Annotated in this window: 11 protein-coding genes and 1 pseudogene; 9 read left to right on the plus strand and 3 right to left on the minus strand. The window is 60.7% G+C overall.

The genetic code is table 11. The features are described from left to right. Positions 1–105 precede the first annotated feature (105 nt). The 4 genes and pseudogenes from AC1DW0_RS25145 to AC1DW0_RS25160 form a co-directional block, all read left to right on the plus strand. A complete protein-coding gene (locus AC1DW0_RS25145) occupies positions 106–735 on the plus strand; it encodes an HAD domain-containing protein (protein ID WP_477948696.1) in 630 nt (209 codons plus the stop codon). After that, a complete protein-coding gene (locus AC1DW0_RS25150; protein WP_477948698.1) occupies positions 732–1,406 on the plus strand; it encodes a HigA family addiction module antitoxin in 675 nt (224 codons plus the stop codon). Before AC1DW0_RS25145 ends, AC1DW0_RS25150 begins: the two co-directional genes overlap by 4 nt. A 120-nt stretch (positions 1,407–1,526) precedes the next feature. Then, positions 1,527–1,931 (plus strand): BPSL0761 family protein, encoded by a 405-nt coding sequence (locus tag AC1DW0_RS25155; RefSeq protein WP_477948700.1) that lies wholly within the window; start codon positions 1,527–1,529, stop codon positions 1,929–1,931. Positions 1,932–1,972: 41 nt separating this feature from the next. Further along, a pseudogene (locus tag AC1DW0_RS25160) lies at positions 1,973–2,116 on the plus strand (HAD family hydrolase); the annotation flags it as partial. Positions 2,117–2,514: 398 nt separating this feature from the next. Here the strand turns inward: AC1DW0_RS25160 and AC1DW0_RS25165 are convergent. After that, positions 2,515–3,345, minus strand: a complete 831-nt coding sequence (locus AC1DW0_RS25165; protein WP_477948702.1) for a hypothetical protein — start codon at positions 3,343–3,345, stop codon at positions 2,515–2,517. Between the two features lie 395 nt (positions 3,346–3,740). Between AC1DW0_RS25165 and AC1DW0_RS25170 the strand changes: the two genes are divergently transcribed. The 3 genes from AC1DW0_RS25170 to AC1DW0_RS25180 are packed head-to-tail and all read left to right on the plus strand — an operon-like array spanning position 3,741 to position 7,446. Next, the gene (locus AC1DW0_RS25170) at positions 3,741–4,853 is read left to right on the plus strand and encodes a ComEC/Rec2 family competence protein (RefSeq protein ID WP_477948704.1); all 1,113 of its coding nucleotides are present in this window, start codon (positions 3,741–3,743) and stop codon (positions 4,851–4,853) included. A gap of 25 nt (positions 4,854–4,878) precedes the next feature. Further along, positions 4,879–6,015 (plus strand): caspase family protein, encoded by a 1,137-nt coding sequence (locus tag AC1DW0_RS25175; protein WP_477948706.1) that lies wholly within the window; start codon positions 4,879–4,881, stop codon positions 6,013–6,015. Between the two features lie 9 nt (positions 6,016–6,024). Further along, positions 6,025–7,446, plus strand: a complete 1,422-nt coding sequence (locus tag AC1DW0_RS25180; protein ID WP_477948708.1) for a hypothetical protein — start codon at positions 6,025–6,027, stop codon at positions 7,444–7,446. 84 nt (positions 7,447–7,530) lie between these two features. Here AC1DW0_RS25180 and AC1DW0_RS25185 read toward each other — a convergent pair whose 3' ends face one another. Continuing rightward, entirely contained in the window at positions 7,531–8,169 is a 639-nt protein-coding gene (locus tag AC1DW0_RS25185; RefSeq protein WP_477948710.1) for a hypothetical protein, read from the minus strand. An 81-nt stretch (positions 8,170–8,250) separates the two neighbouring features. Between AC1DW0_RS25185 and AC1DW0_RS25190 the strand changes: the two genes are divergently transcribed. Further along, positions 8,251–9,771, plus strand: a complete 1,521-nt coding sequence (locus AC1DW0_RS25190) for an ApeA N-terminal domain 1-containing protein (RefSeq protein WP_477948712.1) — start codon at positions 8,251–8,253, stop codon at positions 9,769–9,771. A 16-nt stretch (positions 9,772–9,787) separates the two neighbouring features. Here the strand turns inward: AC1DW0_RS25190 and AC1DW0_RS25195 are convergent, their stop codons facing one another. Continuing rightward, positions 9,788–13,315, minus strand: a complete 3,528-nt coding sequence (locus AC1DW0_RS25195; RefSeq protein ID WP_477948714.1) for a DEAD/DEAH box helicase — start codon at positions 13,313–13,315, stop codon at positions 9,788–9,790. Between the two features lie 236 nt (positions 13,316–13,551). On the opposite strand from AC1DW0_RS25195, the gene AC1DW0_RS25200 reads away from it, so the two are divergent. Next, positions 13,552–14,070 (plus strand): H-NS histone family protein, encoded by a 519-nt coding sequence (locus tag AC1DW0_RS25200; RefSeq protein WP_477948716.1) that lies wholly within the window; start codon positions 13,552–13,554, stop codon positions 14,068–14,070. Positions 14,071–14,129: the final 59 nt, after the last annotated feature.

Genomic DNA, 14,129 nt, shown 5'->3' on the forward strand with positions numbered 1-14,129 from the left:
AACCAAACATCGGCCGCAGAGGGAGTTCCTCGCCACCGGCGGCAACGGATCTTGGTTCCTTGGCGGGTATGCGAGGAATTGCAAAATCCTCGGATTGACGTACTGATGTCAGCCGCGTTTCTCTTCCTCGACTTCGACGGTGTCATGCACCGCGCCCATGTCGGCACCAACATCGACCGACTTTTCGAGCACGCCGATCTGCTCGCCAGCTGGATGGGAGAGCACCCAACCGTTCAGATTGTAGTCAGCAGCAGTTGGAGAGAGGTTCACCCGCTGAGCCAGCTACGCGACCTCCTCTTCCACGACAAGCCTGACCTGGCTGAGCGCGTGGTCGGGGCGACCCCAAATCTGGACCGCCAAAAGCTTGAACGCTCGGCCGAATGTCGACACTGGCTTGCTGACCAGGGGCACTACTACGCTGCCTGGGTCGCCATCGATGACCAGGCCGAGCTCTTCGATCGCTTCTCGCGCGCGAATCTCGTCCTTTGTGACCCGGCCGTCGGCCTCACGCTGGCCTTGCTGGATCGCGCCTGGCAGTTGCTCCAGCGGCTTGAACAGGAAGAGCCGGAGCGACGGACGCGCCGTGACGCCAATGGCGCCCCGCTCAGCCCTAGCCAGCGTGCCTTTGTGCGACCTCTACCAGTTGACCACCCTTCAGCGGTAGGCAAGGAGCCAGGCATCAAGCCGCTGACCAAGCTCGAAGAGGCTCGCATCGTGAGGGAGCACGTTCGATGAAGCATTGGAACGGTATGCGCCCCGTGCACCCAGGCGAGATCTTGCTGCAGGATTACCTTCGCCCAAGCGGTACAAGCGTCCGCGAGGCGGCCAAAGCGCTCGATGTGTCCTACGAGCAGCTACTCGAGATCACCACCGGTGAGCGAGCGGTGACCTCTGAAGTCGCCGAGCGGCTGGAGCGTCAATTCGGCAGCGAAGCAAAGGGCTGGCTCAACCTGCAGGCTGCCTACGAGCATCGCGTCGCTGAGGTGACCAATACCAGTGGTCCGCAGAGCCAATTCCCGATGCGGCCGCCAACATGGGATGGACTGGAGAAGGAGGCGCGCAGGCGGTTCCGAGCTCGGCTCGACGCCGCCGACATGATCTCTGTCGATGAGGCCGCACGGATCCTAGACGTCAACAGTCAAGTCATTGACGACTTGGTCCGCACTCGATGTCTGCTTGGAGTCCGGGCACCTGGCGAGGCCTGGCGCATCCCCGCCTGGCAAATCGTTGAGCCGCTGCGCTCAGAGCTGCCGGCGATCCTTGATGCGCTAGACCTCGACGCCTGGGGCGCCCTGGCCTGGCTCGAGACGGCGCTGGGCGGCCTCGATGGCCGTACACCACGGACGGCCGTCGAGCAAGGACAGGGCACCAGGGTTGTCATGCTGGCGCGAGCTGAGGGCACCTGATGCAGCTGCGCTACCCGTGCTCGATGGCCAGGCCGAGTCGCTCGAAGAGCTGGGCGACTTCGTGATTGCTTGCGACTCAAAACTTGGCCTGGCTTGGCTCAGCGGCATACAGGAGATGCAGTGACGACATTTGACGAACGAATCCGTGCGTTGGTTTGGGCAGGTGAGCTGCTGCAAGATCTCGCTGTAGATGAAGCGTTGCCCGCAGAGATGCGCGCCCACGCAGCAAAGCTGCTCGATGGGTACCCAACACCGGAATCAATTGAGAGCCGGCTCGAAGACCTTGAGGACCCCGCGCTCTTGCTGGCAGCACAGCGTATCCAAGACGTTGGCGCCATGACCATTCGAGTGGCTAAGAGCCATCAATTGTGGTCCGATCAAGCACGGCGGATTGCGCGTCATTCCCCAGTTGGCACCGACGCTCCGCGCAACGTGAAAAAGCCATTCCGACGCCGCAAGATGGGCGGCGTTCTACCTAGACCGCGCGCCCGGCCGGAGCGGCTTGATGCAGGGGGAACTGGATGAACCACCGATCCTGACCTTGCCCACGTAGCCCGGAAGGCCCCATGCCTGTGATTGCACTTGACGCCGACGGCGTGCTGCTCGACTACAACCTCGCGTACGCCGCTGCTTGGCAGCGCGCCTTCGGCTTCTATCCTCGCGAACGCGACCGGTGCGCGTATTGGGCCGTCGACCGTTGGGATGTTGAGTGACTCACAGGCAATCGACTCGCGCGGTGGTGGCTGTCACGCGGCTAGTCTGCGATGGCGGCTACCTCGCAGCGATACGGTGTCGGTCTTCCGCTAAACGCAGACGTTGCACGGATCCAATCGGCAAATTGCGCGAGGTCCGCATGCCGTGACTTTGCGACTGCGAGTCCCGATCCCTAGAGCCGCGTCCACGCGCCCGACACGTCCTATTGAGCCCAGCCGATCTCCAACATGACCAGGCCAAGTGCACGCACGGCGAACTGCGTATCGTCGTCACCTGGCTCTCGAGCTCCCTTTACGTACTGCTCGTTCGACTTTCCGCGGCAATGTATCCGGGCGACGATCAGCGCCGGGCTCCCGCAGATCGCCACCAACAGACTGCCTTTGATGGCGGCGCGTCAGAAAAGCGTCTCTCGGTCGATCCCCTTGGTGGTGACGACTGGAACGACACGGCTCGCGGTGATCCAGGAAATGCCGAACGAAATCAGGCCACCGGCCTCGCCGACGAACACAGGGTTCAGCGCTGGGCTCCAGCGGCTCAAGTACTTTTGAAGCGCAAGGACGAAGATCGACGCAATCATCCCGACGAGGCACCCTGCGTAGATGTTCCTGCGCCATTTGGCATTCGAACTGGCCTTGCCATGACGAACTCCAATCTTCCAATCTTCAGAGCCAGGCGCAACTGACGCGATTGGCAATGCTGTCGCCGCTTTTGCAGCGGCACCGTGCACCTGCACCTTCTGATGTGCCCGAGCCATGAAGTGCAAGCAGAACCAGGCCAACACGGCATACATGATGCCGGCGGCGACGTAGTGCAGGCCGCCAATCAGCTCCGTGCCGCATCGGCAGGCGCAGGGGAACAATGCGATGCACGCGGCGGCGGCCGATGCCACCCGCGCGAGGATGCCCTGAGCCCGAGCCTCGCCGTTGAAACTGAGCAGCAGTGCAGTGATCGCGAATAGGAAGCCTGTGAAGACCGTCCTCGGCCAGTCGCTGATGTTCAGCCAGTCGATCGTGCGTGGCCAGTCCTTGTCGTTGAACCAGTAGGACTCACTGATGGACGTGACGGCGCCCCATCCTCCAGTTAGCGCCAGCTCGGCAAACGGCAATAGAACCGCGATCAGGCCCACGAGGAACTTGATCGTGAACTGGTTCACCGCGGGAGGCCTGTTGGGCTCAGGTACTTGCCCAACCTTCAATATCCGCTCCAGCACAACCCAAATGCTCATCTTGGCCTCCCTCGGCTTTGTCCGAGCAGTATCAAGCGGCTCTGGGGCCTCTCCTACTAGGGGGCATACCAGCCATGGCTGACTGGAAGCAGTCGCATAGTGCCAGGCGCGAACACGGCTTGGCCGGCCAGGCGGTACCCACCAAGTCCCAATGAGGTGCCTAGCCCAGGATGACCTGACGCAGTTCCCGAACCCGAGCCCTGAGGTCGACGAAGCCATTGCGGATGTGGAGAGTGGCGCCATTGCCCAACAAGTAGTCCCGAAGTCCAAGGACGTCCTGGTAGGCCTCACCATCTCCGTGTCCAGGGTTCGGCCATTGCACGAAGACCTCGCGTACGATCCAATCAAGAGCTGACCGACCGACTAACGGCGGCAGATCTCATCAGGGAGGAGCTATGGCGACGATATTTCGCCTGCGAGCACTGGCCGCCGAGTTCGGCGACTGCCTTTGGCTCGAGTACGGCGATGAGAAGGCACCGCACCGCGTGCTCGTTGATGCGGGCACTGGTAAGACTGCCGAGAAGCTCATGCCGATGCTGGCCGCGGTCCGAGCAAAACTCCCGAGCCACGAGCTTCTCATCGTCACCCACGTTGACCGAGACCACATCGGCGGGATCCTGCCCGTCGTCGCTGACGAAGCGTGTAGGGGGCAGTTCAAGGACCTCTGGTTCAACGCCTATCACCATATGTACACGGCGTCTAACCAGCAAGCGATGGGAGCGGTCCAAGGGGACAAGCTGACGGACTGGCTAGTAGGGAAAGATCTGCCCTGGAATGAGGCATTTGGAGGCAAAGGCATCTATTTCGAGAAGGATGGAGCGTTGCCGACTGCCACTCTGGATGGCGGCATGAAGGTGACTATCTTGTCGCCTGGCATTCCGCAGCTGAGCAAGATGCTTGGCCGCTGGGAGGACGAAGTAAAGCGAGCTGGACTGGATCTAGATGCTTCGCCAGACGTTCGTCGTGAACGGGTCGGGGAACAGGCCTTAGGGGGCCTCGATGTGAACGCGCTTGCCAACGCCGCGACCAAGACAGATCCCGAGGAGCCGAACGGCACATCGATCGCGACGCTTCATGAATACAACGATTGCTCCGTCCTGCTGGCGGCAGACGCTCATCCACAAGTTCTCATAGCGGGCATCAAGAAGCTGGCTGCCGAGAGAGGGTTGCCAAAAGAACAGAAGCTCGAAGTCGACGTTTTCAAGTTGCCGCACCATGGCAGCAAGAAGAATGTGACGAAGACCCTCATGTCGCTCGTCTCGGCGAGGGCTTACATCTTCTCCTCCAACGGTGTCAGCTACTTTCATCCGGACCGGGAGGCCGTGGCTCGTGTGATCCAGGCCCACGGCGACGGTGCCAATTTACTCTTCAACTACAGAACCAAGTTCAACGAGATGTGGGATGACGACGACCTTCGAGATCAATGGAAGTACAGCGCTGGCTACGGGGCTGGCGAGGCGGGAATCGAAGTGGATGTCATGCAACTGAAGGCTGCGGTGGGCGAATGAGGGATGCGACACGGGAGGTATCAAAATGACTGTTCTCGTCTTGGACGCGGACCTTGATGAGCCTGGCATTCATGCGCTGGTGATCGGTGTCGGTGCGTACCCATACTTGAAAGGCGGATCTAAGAAGCCGAGGTTCGAGTGCTCAATGGGTCAATTGGACGCACCGCCAAAGTCCGCTGAAGCCTTCTCGCAGTGGTTGAAAAGCGGGTTGAAGTTGGACGGGAAGGAACTGCGCCGGCTGGATGTGCTCGCCGGTCCGGCCTATGAGGTCATCGACCATCAGGGGCAGGAGGTTCTTACCGACGCGCCAACGTTGGCAAACGTCAAGAAGGCCGCCATCGACTGGAAGACCTATGCCAACTCGAACGAGGACAACGTCGCCATCCTGTTCTTCTGTGGGCATGGGCTGAGCGTCGGTGACGACGAAGCGCTGCTGCTTGAAGGGTTTGGCGACCTTAGCCAGGGGGATCACCTGAATGAGGCCTTCAATCCTTCGGCGTTGCTGACCGGAATGCAGTCTTGCCGTGCGTCACTACAGATCTATTTCTTTGACGCTTGCCGGAATGAGGAGCCTAAGGCGGCTAACGCTGCTACCGGGCTTGCTGGTGTGACTGGGCTGTTGAGAGCGCTTCCGAGTGACGCGAAGAGCGGCAAGGACCAGGCAGTCTTTCGCTCCACTCACCTTGGCATGCAGGCTTATTCAACAAACGGGAAAGCTTCTAGGTTCACTGAGGCTCTCATTGAAGCCATGTCAGGTGCTGGCTCAACCGATGACGAGAACGGTTGGTCGGTCGAACCCGTCTCACTGCAAAGCGGCGTGAATTGGCTTATCAACTTGGACCCAGAGGTCACCGAGCAATGGATGACCATGGAGGTGCCGGCTCGTCGCATCACGCTGCATCAGCTTCCTGGCGGACCCATTGTCCCCGTGATGATTACTTGCAAGCCAGACGGCGTATTGAGCGATTGCGTGCTCGAGCACACTAACGACGCCGGCGTCAAGACCAGCCGGAACCCGCCGAACGACGAACCTTGGCATCAGAACTTGCCCTTCGGTATCTATGAGTTCCGTGCGTACGACCAGGCCGGTACGACAGAGAAGGGATTGATTAAACGTCAACCCCATCCACCGAAGGCGGTCATCGCCATCAAATGCGAATAGGTGGGGCAGATGCTCGAGCTCATTGTGGTTTCGCAAAAGGAAGCAGACGGCTTCAAGGCAGCCGCCGCCTTCGCCGTCGGGGACATCCGCCCTGCAAACGGGTCGACGGCAAAGCGCGACGTGGTGATTCCCGTGGACGGTGTACCTCAGAGGGTCAAGGGCTCGCTTCGTGAAGGCGAGTACCAAGTAAGGGTGCGAATGCCGGATGGTGCGCTTCACACCGAGACCGTTTCGGTTCCTTCCGATCTGGCGCCGGCTGTACTAATCGTCCGGAGTTCGGGCATGCCAATGGAGCGAAGCGACCCGTATCGGGTGGACAAGCTTAAAAGGTCCGCCGACTACGGTGAGCGGGTGGCGCGCGTTAAGGTCCAAATCGAAGACGACGTTCCAAAACCATCTTGGTCGAAGCATGTCTTGCCGTTGCCCGTCATCAATTGGGTGGGTAGCCAAGCCACGGGGCGAGTTCACTTTGACCAACTCGGTGACGCCACCCAGGAGGTTTCGCTTCATCGCGTAAGGGCAATGCACGTGGACTTCTTGGCTGACACCCGGTCGATCGGTGCGCCTCAGCTTGACTCGGAGACCGCCGCACGAATGAGCTTTGGTTCGGCGGTAGCGGTTCAACCCGCCAAGGTGACGCGATCAGGCGGAAGCGAGGTCCAGAAATGGAAGTTGGCCCAGAGAGGTAAGCAGCCCGAGGATGCTGCCACCGGTCGGTACTTCAGCGCGCTCGTGTCCAACGGAAAGGATGGCGCGCAGGTACAGAAAGTTGTTCCGATTCCACAGCATTGGCTGCAAAAGGACGGCTCGAGAGAAGAGCTTCAGCTTCAATTCACTGGCTCGATGTGGCTCCGAGACGCCGTGGGTCTTCGGTTGACCGTGTCTGACCCCTTGGCCACCTCATTGCTCAACTTCCTTCAGAACGGTGATCTGAACGGTGCCTTGGCCGTCGGGCGAAGCGACTGGGAGATTCCTGGTTGGGACGCGAATCCGTATGAGAAGGTAGCGGAGGCCTACGCGCTCGTTTACTCGCGACATGCGGATGCGGAAGAAGGCTGGGAGGCTGGAATCCTGCATCTGAGTCGCAAGGTGAAAGACATCCCTGACCCCAGCATTCTGCTGGCGACACTGTTGCTTCAGCGGAAGGTCAAGGCTTTCGTCGTTTTGGGAGAGGAATTTCCACCAGCGGGCGTCAAAGCGCGGGCGGAGATGGCTTGGAGGTCGATTCGGGATGCGGTGGGTATGGGTCCGCCGATGTTTCGGTTAGGTCTGCGGTTGCTGCACGAGAACCTCTGCATCCTTCTTGATTCAGATTTCTTGCCGCAGGGCGAAATTCAGCGCGTCAAGCTGGCGCTGAATGTGGTTGGCAATTGGCGAGCCCGCGTCGACCCCACTCAGGCACTCTGTGTCTTCGACGTGAGCTCCTTGTAGGAACCAAGTATGCGTCCGGTCAACACACCTTGAGCGGCTTGCCAAGGCCGGCCAAGATGGTGCCGACGTTTGCCGATGAGCTAATCAGCAGGCGCCTTGCTTAAAGAGGGCCCTAACAGCCGAACTGAGGGATTCCGGCTGCGTCACCATTGTGGGTGGCCTTGCAATTCGTATTCCAATACCTCCGGCGTCGGCGATGTCCTTGTCAATAGGCTGCGTCAGTTCGACGAAGGCGAGACCAACCTTTGGTGCGAGTTTCTCTCGCCCGGGGAAGCCGTCAATGGCTTGTCGGAGGGCGCGTGTCTCGGCACCACGGAAAGCGAAGTTCAAGCCATCTCGCTCACGCCCATCGGTAACGACGACGATCAACAGCATCGCTCTGGAGAACTGCAGTTGAGCAAGAAGGTTCGCTTGTTGGACGCCGCGGCGCAGGTTCTGAAGCTTCCCCGGCATCCCGGTGTGAAACGCCTCAGCGCCCACCTTGACGCGCTTCACTTCAATGGCGAGTGCGTTCTCGTGGTGAGGAGTCGCCGATATGAGAACGTCGATGTCGCCCGGTCCTTTGGCGTTCGGCGCGATTCGGGTTGTCGGCGTGCTGAGCGCCAGAAGCGATGTCGCCTCGACACGAAGCTCACGCAACAAGGGTTGCGAGAACGTCGGATCGATGAACAACTGGCGACACAGTGCCTCCTCAGCGATTTCAGTGACAGAGTGGGCTTCCATGCCTCAAGCGTAGTCGGCGGCGACGAAATGTGGCTAGCTACGATCGGTCCAACAGACTGTTCATGAGCAAGGAGGGGACAAATGGTTCCATCTTTCGACGGATTCAGAGGGTCGGGCACGTTTAGCGTTGGCGGGCTGACTATCGCCGGTGACCTGATCCTCAAGGGCGAGGCAAGCACGCTCGATCTATTTGCGGAGGAGCCCTTTTCTTCCGGTGATGTGGCGGAGGGCTGCATTCTTGGGTCGCTTCACGACCGGACCAAGGTATCCCTGATCGGGTGCATCACCGTGCAAGGTCCAGGACGTGGGTATAGGGGCAGCGAGTCGTATCACTTTTCAACCGTCTTCCCCCATTTCGTTGTCTTCGCTGCCGATCACATCACCGCTTCGGACAAGAAGATCACGGCAGTGAGCTTTGAGGTGAATGACGCATACGCGCTGTTCTATGACTTCCCTGCGTTCGGCTCGGTAACGGGCGATAAGGGTGCTTTCATGGAGCTGCTGGCAGAGGCTGAAAGGGCCGAAGGCCGGGAGTTGGTGGCCGGGAAATATCCGTTGATCTACTACTTCACAGGCAAGGAGGAGATCTTCAAGGCCAAGACTGCCATGGGCGTTGTCTCGGCGACTCATGCGCCGTCGTTGAGCATGCCCGGTCCTCGAGGGATCAAAGTAGACAACAAGATTCGCATCAACGTTGCTTTTGACGAGCCGAAGACGATTGACGGAGCCATGGCGCCAGTGCATGCACTGCTACGGTTTCTGGAGATCGTCGCCGGCCGGACGCAAAAAGTCCGACGTCTCTACTTTTTGGCCGATGAGGGCACTGGTCGGCCCAGCGTATTCAACGTCTACTGGAGCATGTCCCCTCCTAGTGAGGAGGTCGACTCGAAGCACGAGCCACATCCCGCCGACATGCCCGTGCAGGCGGCGAAGGAGCCTGATAAGTTCGGAAAGATCCTCGCGCAATGGCTGGCGAAAGACGATGCCTGGATCCAGGCGCGTGTTCGGTTTTCCAGCGGAATGGAGCAGGGAAACCTCTACACCATCGATCGCTTGGTGGGAGCGGCCAACATGTTCGACATCCTCCCTGCCACAGCGGTGCCAACAGACATTCCATTAACGGCTGAGCTTGAGGAAGCCAGAGACAAGGCACGCATGCTGTTCAAGCCCCTGGCGAAAAGCCCCGAGCGCGACAGTGTTCTGGGGGCGCTCGGGCGGATCGGCAAGGCAAGTTTGAAGCGGAAAATTCGCGCGCGTGCTGCCATGATTCTGCGATTCACCGGCACTTGCTTCAGCGACCTTGAGCTGGTTGTCGATGAGGCAGTGAACTGCAGAAACTACTTCGTGCATGGTTCGGTCGCAAAACTAGACTACGCGAACAACTCCGATCTGACCTCCTTTTTCACTGACGCACTTGAGTTCATCTTTGCGGCGTCAGATCTTGTGGAGTGCGGTTGGAACATCGCTCTATGGTCACAGCGTTGGACGACGATGTCTCACCCGTTCGACCGCTTCCGCAAGACATATGCGGACCAGCTTGAGGGTTTGAAAGAGGCGCTCGCCGAGGCCTCAAAGTCGAGCGTTCTTTCTAGAGTGGTCTAGAGAAGGCGGCCGCGCGTCACGTGCGGGCGAGAGCCGCGGCTACCGCTTTCCCATGCCCCACAGTCGACCACGCTGCGTGTGAGCCCACGACGTATAGCGCTTGCTTCGCCCTTGAGACCATCACATTGAAGATGTTGGGTGTTGAAGCCGCCCAACGCCTGGCACCCTGCTGCGACGCCATTGGGGCGCCCAGCACTGCGATCACGGCCTCGGCCTCCTTACCCTGGAAGGTGTGAATCGTCCCGACCCTGTTGCGCAGCCAGTCGTCCGGATCGGAGCTCAGACGCCTGAGAAGCCCTGGCTCGGCTTCAATACGGCGTCGGAGCTCCTGCGCGACGATCCGGAAGGGCGTGATGACATACACGTCTGGCTCGCGCACGCCTGCATCTGCCAGCTTGGCCAGCAGCTGCACGACCGCCTCGCCTTCCGCCGGGCACCACTTGCTTTCGGCAACGTCGTCAACGTTCAGCCATCGTGAAGCGCCGAGGGCTCGAGCTACTGGGCCTGGCGCGGGATCGCCCGCTGCATGAACCATCTGGCCGTCGTAGGCGATGCGGTTGGAGATGCCGAACATCGGCTCTTGGCAGCGACGATGAACCAGCAAAGGGATGCCGACCTCACGCACGCCGGCGTCGGCTCGGAACTCAGCCTTCAGGCTTGACGCCTGGTCGGCAAGCGTCTGGACCGACGCCTCGGGTGCCAGCCAAACAACCGGGTCTACGCCGAAGTACTTTGCCACCTCGACTACAAGGCGCTGAGGCAGCGAGACGACCGGTGGAATCTGCAGCGGGTCGCCGACAACGATGGCCTTCTTGGCTCTCATCAACATGCCCACCGCGGACTGGGGTGTCGCTTGCCCGGCTTCATCCACCAGCACCCAGCCAAAGCTTGACGGGGGAAGGTCACCCAGCATCCGATCGACAGACGCAAACGTCGTGGACACCACCGGGCACACGAGAAAGAGCGTCGACCAGAGGTCACCGAGCAGCGCTCTCTTGGGCTCCTCCTGGAGCGCCCCGGCGTGCATGGCGCCCATCAATACGCCTAGGTTGTGGGTGATCTTCTGAGCCGCGACGTCAATAAAGGCTCGGTGGAGATTCAACGCGGCGGCGAAGAGGTCCTCGCGCTTCCCATGCACCTCGTCGGGAAGCCACGGAGAGGCAAGATTCCAGCGCTCATGGTTCTGCTGGAAGAAGCTCTCATCGACCAGGCGATGACCGAGGCGTTGACGGTGGACGTCGATGGACCGCTCGAGAGCCGATAGGGCCGCCTGCGCCTCGGCCAACTTGGCGTGCTCGAGTCGATGTGCCGCCTCCGCCTGCTGCAGTGAGTTTTCGGCCGCCTGCTGAGCGGAGGCAGCTGTTTCTACCTGAGCTTCGGCGCTTGCGAGAGCAGCTTCCAGCGGCGAGTAGACAGCGCGCCATTTCCGGTCTCGCTTGGTGCGAAAGAGCCGATGCAACCAGCCTGGACGCTCGGCCAACGCATGCTGCACAAGCTTCCTCGCGCGACCGGCATCGTCCTTGGCCACCTTGCAGATGGCCAGCGAACGGGCGATAGCGGCTTCGCGCTGAGCTTTGACTGATGCGGCGGCGTCCAGGGCATCGCGAGCAGCTTGGGCAGCGGCGCGAGTCGGCTGCAGCTTCTGGCAGATCTGTCGCACGGCCTCGAGCGAGCGCAGTTCCGCATCGAGCTCGTCTTTGAGCGCTGTGAAGCCCATGCGCGCCTGGCGCCAGTTCACCCGGGCCTCTTCCGGCGACGGTGGGGCTTCGGCTTGGATGATGGGGGGAATCTCTCGACTGACGACCCTGCCAGCCGCATCCGTCCGTTCCCTGACGACGGAGTCGCCCCTGGCCGCCTTGAGATACAGCCGCAGGCTGCGATCGTCGTCCCACCACAGCGCTTGTTGAAAGGCGCCGCGGTTGAGGGCATTGCCCAGAACGGCCGCAATGAGTCCCCAGGTTGGCTCGCCTTCGATGAGCGTTCCGTCTTCCGCGCGTTTTGCAGCCAGCCGGTCGGACACCGTCCTGAAGTAGCTGACGTCGCGGCCGATGGCCTTTAAGGACGGCAGCTCTCTACTGACGTTCTCCACCGCCTTGTTGTTGCTCGATGCGACCAGGACCTCATGTCCCTTGAGGGAGGTGTCCAGGCTGTACAGGTGGAAGAATGCACGATCGCCAGCGGCGACCTTCTGGCCGGTGGTCTTGAATGCAGACACAGGGTCGTCGAAGCGTGCCATGGCGGTCGCCCGGTCGACGACGCAGGCGGCAACCACGTCGCGCAGCAGGGTGGTCTTGCCAGTACCAGGGGGGCCGTTCACCGCGACGACGCCTGCGCCGTCCGCGGCCAGTTCAATTCGAGCGGCGTTCACCGCCGCCTGTTGCAGGGTTACCAGCGGATGTCCGCCTGGAGCTGGCCATCGGGTTGTCGGGAACTTGGCGGGCGCGACCAGCGCTTCCATCAGCTGTGGCGATTGGAGGAGATTGGGACTGTGCGCATGGGGCTTGGCACCCAGATATCGAGCGAGTACCTGACCTTCCTGGCCTCGGTCAATCAGCTTGGATGCGCGGGCGAGGTCGGCCAGGAAGAACGAGTTGAGGAGCGCAACCTCGGGTGGATTCTTCGACTTGAAGTAGTGGAAGACGCGGAGCACAAAGCTGGGCTCCTCGTACAGCCCCGTCGGCAGCTTCAACGCGGTCACCAACCACTTGAAGGCCTTGTTCAGCGTCGGAGCATCAAGCGGAAGAGCGCTGCCCTCACGATCAGTGCGAGAGAGCTGTTTGGTCAGTCCGTCAACGAGCCCCTTCTCTGCAGCGGTCCAAGCGCTAAGGCCTGCCAGGTCTCCGGCAAGTGCAATCGGTAGCGCCCAGCCGAAGCTGGAAACGGCAACGGCGTTCTCTTCAAGCAAGAAGCCATTTCGGTCTACCAGCACTGCCGCCAGGGCGGCCTTCTCCCGCTCCTTTCGCGACCGTTCTTCATCATCGCCAAAGGTTCTGATGAGTTCGTCGGTGGCTCGATCGACGGGGATGCTCCCCAGCACTACCTGGTAGTAAAGCTGTTGCTTGGGTCGGGATCTCTCCTCTCGAAACCACGGTAGGTCGTCGCCATCAAACTGTGCGACGCAGCGGTTGTCGCCGTTCACTAGGTCGGCGGGGCGGCGATAGGTTTGTGGCGACAGCGCCTCCAAGGCCGTCCACGTCGCCAGGATTGCTGACGGCTGGTTGGTCACCGTCGGCGGAACCCGCGGGGGAGTGGCTTGCAATGCAGGACCGAGATTTCGGTCAGCTGGGCGGGCTGTTGGTGCTGCGGCAGCGCCGGCATTACTAGGCGGATTGATGGCTGTATTGGGCGCTGTGGGTGGATCAGCGCTGCGCCATTGCCCAACTGCATGCTGAATCCGATCAAGAAGTGCAGCGGAGCGTTCGGTGTTGCGATGGCCGAGCTCATCGATCAGCGCTTGGCAAACGGCCTTGTCTGAAGGTGCGGCGTCGAAGATGGACTCAAGATCAGCGATGCCGAGCTTGAAGTACGGGCGTACGGCAGCCATGGTCTCGTGTACCCCTCCCTGGGGTGTCGTTCTGCGTCCTCGGATTCTCACTGAGGTGCGACCGATACGAGAACTCGCAAGCCGCCAGAATAACTACGCGCCAGTCGCGCAAATCAAAGCGCTGATCGCCACCATAAGTGAGGCGCCAAAATCGGCGCCGGTGGCGCCCGAGTGTTATGGTGATATCCGCGGCGGAGCCGCGATGCATTCCACGGACTAACTTAGGAGCCTCTTCAATGGCCAAATCTCTCGCCAGCATCATGAGTCAAATTGAACGGCTGCAGAAGGAAGCTGCTGCCATTCAGTCGGAAGTCATTGATCGGATCCAGAAAGAGATCGCCAAATACGGCCTGACTGCCGAGCAGCTCTTCAGCCAATCTTCGCCCCCCCGTGCGGCCAAGGAAAAAGCTACAAAGGCCAAGCCCACAAAGGCCAAGGCTGTGAAGCCTAAGGCAGCGAAGTACGCTGACGGTACGGGCAACACTTGGGGTGGCGTGGGCAAGCGTCCGGCATGGCTGCATCAGGCACTTGCTGCGGGCAAAGCGCTAGAGGACTTCCGCCTCGTGAAGCCCGCACTTGCACCGGCGCCGAAGAAGGCAGCAGCTAAGAAAGCTCCCACGAAAAATGCGACCGCCGAAGCGAAGCCAAAGGCCGCCGCGAGGAAGCGCGCAACTCGAGCCAAATCGACTCCAGTCGCCAAGAAAACTCGCAAGTCTGCCGCCAAGCCTGTACAGGCAGCTAGCGCAGCGAACTGATCGGTTTCGCGCTGGCGTTTGAGCGGACAACGTACGCCGCGTGCAAGTCGACCGGAATT

The organism is Roseateles sp. P4_D2 (assembly GCF_056401875.1).